General features: G+C 59.1%; 4 protein-coding genes and 1 tRNA gene. 1 reads left to right on the forward strand and 4 read right to left on the reverse strand.

The window, feature by feature from the left end; genetic code table 11:
- Window positions 1–267: 267 nt before the first annotated feature.
- Window positions 268–939, forward strand: coding sequence for a hypothetical protein (locus P8X48_12385; protein ID MEJ2108103.1), 672 nt, complete (start codon window positions 268–270; stop codon window positions 937–939).
- 799 nt (window positions 940–1,738) lie between these two features.
- Here the strand turns inward: P8X48_12385 and P8X48_12390 are convergent.
- From P8X48_12390 to rplM, 4 genes are all read right to left on the reverse strand, one after another.
- Window positions 1,739–1,812 (reverse strand) — tRNA-Gln (locus tag P8X48_12390).
- A 39-nt stretch (window positions 1,813–1,851) separates the two neighbouring features.
- Window positions 1,852–4,125 carry a tetratricopeptide repeat protein gene (locus tag P8X48_12395; GenBank protein MEJ2108104.1) on the reverse strand — a complete coding sequence of 758 codons (2,274 nt, stop codon included), beginning with the start codon at window positions 4,123–4,125 and terminating at the stop codon, window positions 1,852–1,854.
- 198 nt (window positions 4,126–4,323) lie between these two features.
- Window positions 4,324–4,719: a 30S ribosomal protein S9 gene (rpsI, locus tag P8X48_12400; protein MEJ2108105.1), complete on the reverse strand. Its 396-nt coding sequence runs from the start codon at window positions 4,717–4,719 to the stop codon at window positions 4,324–4,326.
- Window positions 4,720–4,734: 15 nt separating this feature from the next.
- The gene (gene rplM / locus P8X48_12405; GenBank protein ID MEJ2108106.1) at window positions 4,735–5,163 is read right to left on the reverse strand and encodes a 50S ribosomal protein L13; all 429 of its coding nucleotides are present in this window, start codon (window positions 5,161–5,163) and stop codon (window positions 4,735–4,737) included.
- Window positions 5,164–5,260 lie beyond the last annotated feature (97 nt).

The following is a 5,260-nucleotide window of genomic DNA, read 5'->3' on the forward strand; positions in this document are numbered from 1 at the left end:
GACGCTGGGGCATATTAAACACACATAAACCAGCATCCGCAAGCCTATTTCTCGAGTCGGCTCCAGGCCAAATTCTGTATCGTTTTTGCAACACTTGGCTTCAAGCAAGAATATCTGATCTGCACTTTATCTTGGCAGCTTAGCCGTCGGTCCGCCAGCCGGCCGACAACCGATACTCAGCCAGATCAGTGCGCGTATAGTCTCGCGGACTGATCCTTCGGACCCTGGGGGTCCCCCAGTCTTGTCTCTATGTCTAAGGAGAAAAAAGTGAAAAAACAGTTAGTTACAGCAACACTCCTCGCCTCCCTCGTTTCCGTCGCCACGCCGGCCCTGGCACAATCCACTGCACCCTATCCTTCTTACGGGTTCGAGCAGGAATTCGCCGGAATCCTGAAGAAGGGCGATATTCAGATAGACCTGGTTGGCGGTGGCATAACGCCCTGGGCCGACAATGGCATTCGAATCGGTGCACTGGGTGGAGAACTCCAGCTGATCTACGGTCCGGCCGGTGGCATCGGGTACAAGTATGGATTCAACCGTCACATGGCCGCCTACGGCCGCCTGTTTACCACGTCCGGCGGTGGTACCTCGTACACCAATTTCAGTGCCGGGTTTTCTTATACCGGCAAGAGCGGTGCCTTGCTCTATAACGGGAACGGTGAACTCTACAGTGATGGCGCCGGGGGACAGACCTACACCTTCGCCAAGGGTGCGGCGTTCTATTCACTGCCAGCAAGCAAGAAGATGTCGGGCAACATGGCACTGGGCGCGGAGCTGAATATGCAACTGAGCCCGAGCCCGACCTCGACGAATCTGTTTCTCGGGCTTCGCTGGATGCCCAAGCCGAAAATCCTCATTGACCTCGGCGCAGCGTCCAGCACGGGTGGCACAACCACGTTCGCAACGCCAGCGTTCTTCCGATTCAATCTCACGCTGTAGATTCTGGTCTGGAGAACGCACGAAGCCCCGGCAACGCCGGGGCTTTTCGTTGATGCAGTTCGGACCGCACCACCAGCGTGCGCGAATTTGCGATTGAACAAGCGTTGCGCACCGTCTCCGAACAAAACGCGTAAAGACAAAGATAAGGCAGGCGACTGTTCTTAACCTGTCATTGAACAAGTTCGAATCAAGCCGACCACGGATCAACAAATGCACCGATGCGGAACAGAACCGGAGGCGACTGCACCACTTGCGGTGCGCCATATGTGGAACCGTCTTCGCCGGGACGGAAAAACCCGCAGGTTTTCGCAGACACGGATGATGGCACGTTCGTTGCTCGTTGCGGGCCAATGCCGGAGGTGATTACAAGCACCGCTCGGCGGCGAGTTCATCACAGCGATTGCGGCAAGGCACAAGGAATCGAGCACCATGGAATTCCGGGAACCAGTCCTTGTTTTCGGTCCCCAAACGGGACGAGTTCGTCCATCCAACTGGACTGACCGCCTGATGGGAATTGCCAAGGCCCACTGGCAAGGGCAGGAAGCTCCGCTCCCCTGCGGTATCTGCAACGCCTGTGGAACCTCTCATTGTTTCGTCTTTCCGGCTCGCCTGCAGGCAACCCATCCCGAACTCGTTCGTGATCTGCTGTTTTGTCTGCGCATGCTGGAGGTCCCGGAGATTCGGTTTAATTGTTCCGATCCCAAAGGTCCGAATGACCTGGACCACCGGGATGCCGCCTGAAAGAGCGATCAGGATTTCCAAACAACAAACCCGCCTATCGGCGGGTTTGTTGCACAAGTGGCTGGGGGACTAGGATTCGAACCTAGACTGGCGGAGTCAGAGTCCGCTGTCCTACCATTAGACGATCCCCCAATACAGGGCGGCAGATTCTATGAAGATCGGGATTCAAGGTCAATTTCCATCGCCCTCGCCGTAGCCTCGCATCAATGGCTCCAGGATCGCCAGAGGTTTTTCAAGGTACTTCTCATAGTGGCGGTAGCGCCCGATGGAGCGGGTATACAGGGGCTGCGCCACCTGGGCATGGCTGGGCGTGCGGGCCACGCGTTCACTTTCGTGAAAACGCAACATGCGATCGTCCCATGGCAAATCCACAAAATCGGCGATCTCCCGGAGGACCGGTTCGGGCTTCGTAACCAGGTCTTCGTATCGCAACTCATGGTACCGCATGGGCAGGTTGTCCCGATAGTAGTCGGCCATTCCCATCACCTCCCGATAGTGCTGCGCCCCGTGTTCCAGGTTGTAGGCCCAGTCGTTGATCGGGCCGATATTGGTCACGAAATTGGATAACACGCAGTCCATCGGATTGCGACGAATATGGAGAATCGGCGCTTCCGGAAAGACCATGCTGATCAGGGGTAACCTGAGGATATTGAGCGGCAGTTTGTCCGTGAAGTAGTCGCAGTGATCTACATCGAGGCCGAAGTTGCGTACCGCCTGAAGATACAGGTGACGCCAGCGTGCCAATACTTCTTGAGCAGACTCGCTCTTCAGGTGGAGCAGGCATTCCGGGTATGAACTGTCGGGGGCCACTTCGTCCGATATGCGATACGCCAGATCGGGAAGGGCCATCAGTTCGTCGCCGGCCTCCACCATGGGATGCGAGCTCAGGATCTGCTCCAGCAGCGTCGTTCCCGAGCGCAGGAACCCGACAACGAAGATCGGCTTACCCTTGGCGCCAGGGTCACCCTCGAACCTCTGCAGACTGCGCAAGGCCTCCGGCGACAAGATGTCCCGATCGTGTTGCAGTGCGGCTGCAGCCCTTTCCGAATCAAAATTGAGACCACCCTGGCGAATGGCCGCATGTGCCCCATTGGTGAAGGCGTCGAATGCCGATGAAAAGTCGCCCTGGGTATCGCGCAAAGATCCCAGTTCATACCAGGCCTCTACCTGCAAGGCGGTTGGCAACAAGTCAATATCGAGCCCCGAGAGTTCCGCCTCCGCCCTTGTGTAGTCTCGCTGGCGGCGAGCTGCACGCGCAGCAAGGATGCGAGCTTCGGGCTCCCGCGATGGATCAAGGACGATGGCGCGCGCCGCCAATTGCGCCGCACTGGCATAGCGGTTGTGTTGCTCCTCGAAGTCGGCAAACTTGAGCAACAGGTCGGGGTTGTGGTCATCCAGTTCCGCTGCCTGCATGTAGGCGGCGGCGGCGCCCTCCGGGTCGTGGCGGCGATCGCATATTTCGGCCCGCGCCAACTCCGTCTGCGCTGTATCTCCGCCCGCCCGGACCGCTTTTTCCAACGCTTCCATGGCGCGAACAAGATCCTGCCGTTCGGCGTGGAGTACGGCTATTTGTTCATATAGCGTTGGCGTATCCGGGCAGGCTTCTATCCCTCGCTCCAGCCACAATTCTGCCTGCCTCCAATCGCCCTCCTGCGTGGCCAGACTTGCCAGATTCATATACGCCAGGGGAAAGCGTTCATTTGCCTGGAGTGCCCGGCGAAACCACTGGCGCGCCCCCTCGATGTCACCGCGACTGTTTGCGACGTTGCCGAGATTGATCAGGATATCAGGGTCATCAGGTGCCAATCCCCTCGCGCGGTCGAGACTCGCCTGCGCACCGTCGAAGTCCCGAAGCTCGTTCAGCACCAAACCCAGATCGTTCAGTGCCTGCACCGAGTCGGGTGCGACCGCGACCGCCTTTTCATACAACTGTTTGGCCTCCTGGAGACGGCGTTCCGCCCGGAGCAGTTCACCGCAGGCACAGAGGACATCGGGATTGTCGGGTCCGATGCGTTGCGCCCGCTCCAGAATTGTCGATGCCTCGGACAAGTTGCCCATGTCGAGGAGGATTTTTCCCAGCAGGGCCTGCGGGGCTGCCGCCCGGGGATCCAGTTCCACTGCACGGCGAGCATGGGATTCGGCATCCGGCAGAATGCCCAGGCGACTCAGGGCCATTGCCAGATTCGTGCGCGCATCGGGATCAGCTGGATCCAGGCTCACCGCGCGCTCAAGACACGGGAGCGCGCCTTGATAGTCTCCCTCCTGGTAGCGACACAGGCCCAACAAGTGGTTGGCATGAATGTGTTTGGGTTTCTGTTGCAGAATATCGGCGCAGATTTCTGCCGCCTCCGCAAATGCGCCCCGCTGAAACAATTGGTAGGCCCGTGCGAATCGCTGCTCCACGCCCTCGCGACGCGCCGGGGCACCCGACGCAGAGCCCGCCACATGTTCACTTGCGCCGTGACACTTTTTGTATTTCTTTCCGCTTCCGCACGGGCATGGATCGTTGCGGCCGGGCGTTCTCTTGCTGCTGGAAGTGCTCATGGATTCAAGTTTAGCGGGCCGGGTCCTACTCCCAAAACCTCAAAACAAAAGGCCACCCGTAGGTGGCCTTTTTGATGCATCGTTTTCAGTTCATCCACGCTAGCGCTTGGAGTACTGCGATGCCTTGCGCGCCTTGTGCAGGCCGTACTTCTTGCGTTCGACCTCACGGGCGTCGCGGGTGACGAAACCGGCCTTGCGCAGCGGCTGGCGCAGGGACTCATCATAGGCGATGAGGGCGCGGGTGATGCCGTGGCGAATGGCACCGGCCTGGCCGTTGGGGCCGCCGCCGCGCACGTTCACCTGCACATCAAAGCGATCTTCCATGGACACGGCAGCGAAGGGCTGGCGCACGATCATGCGCGAGGTTTCGCGACCGAAGTAAGTGTCCAGCGGACGCTTGTTGATCAGGATCTGGCCACTGCCGGGCGTGAGATACACGCGGGCGGTCGAGGACTTGCGTCGGCCGGTTCCGTAGGTTCGTTCTGCTTGCGCCATGGGGCTCTCCGTACCTTAGATCTCGAGGGTCTTCGGCTGCTGGGCAGCATGCCGATGCTCGGGACCGGAATAAATCTTCAGCTTCTTGATCATGGCCCGGCCCAGCGCGTTCTTTGGCAGCATGCCGCGCACCGCGCTTTCCAGAATCCGCTCGGGATGGGTCGCCCGCATCTCGGCCAGCGGCGCGCCCTTGATGCCGCCAGGAAAGCCGGTGTGATGGTAATACATCTTGCCCAGTTCCTTGTTACCGGTAACGGCGATCTTGTCGACATTGATGACAACGATGTAATCGCCGGTATCCACATGGGGTGTGAACACGGGCTTGTGCTTGCCGCGCAGGCGGCGCGCGATTTCCGTCGCCAGGCGTCCCAGCACCTTGTCGCTGGCGTCGACAACGAACCAGTCGTGCTGCGCGGTTTCGGGTTTTGCCGAAAAGGTCTTCATTTGCCGTATCTTCCTGGCTGACCGTGAAAAAAAGAGCGCGAATGGTACAAGATGACTTGCCCCCTTACAAGGGGTGACAAGGGCTGATCCCGGGCCC

The organism is Acidiferrobacteraceae bacterium (genome assembly GCA_037388825.1).
In the GTDB taxonomy this organism is placed as follows: Bacteria; Pseudomonadota; Gammaproteobacteria; order Acidiferrobacterales; family JAJDNE01; genus JARRJV01.

Excerpts from the sequence above, each read along its gene's own strand:
- rplM (MEJ2108106.1), bottom strand. The coding sequence starts at position 5,163 with ATGAAGACCTTTTCGGCAAAACCCGAAACCGCGCAGCACGACTGGTTC.
- rpsI (MEJ2108105.1), bottom strand. The coding sequence starts at position 4,719 with ATGGCGCAAGCAGAACGAACCTACGGAACCGGCCGACGCAAGTCCTCG.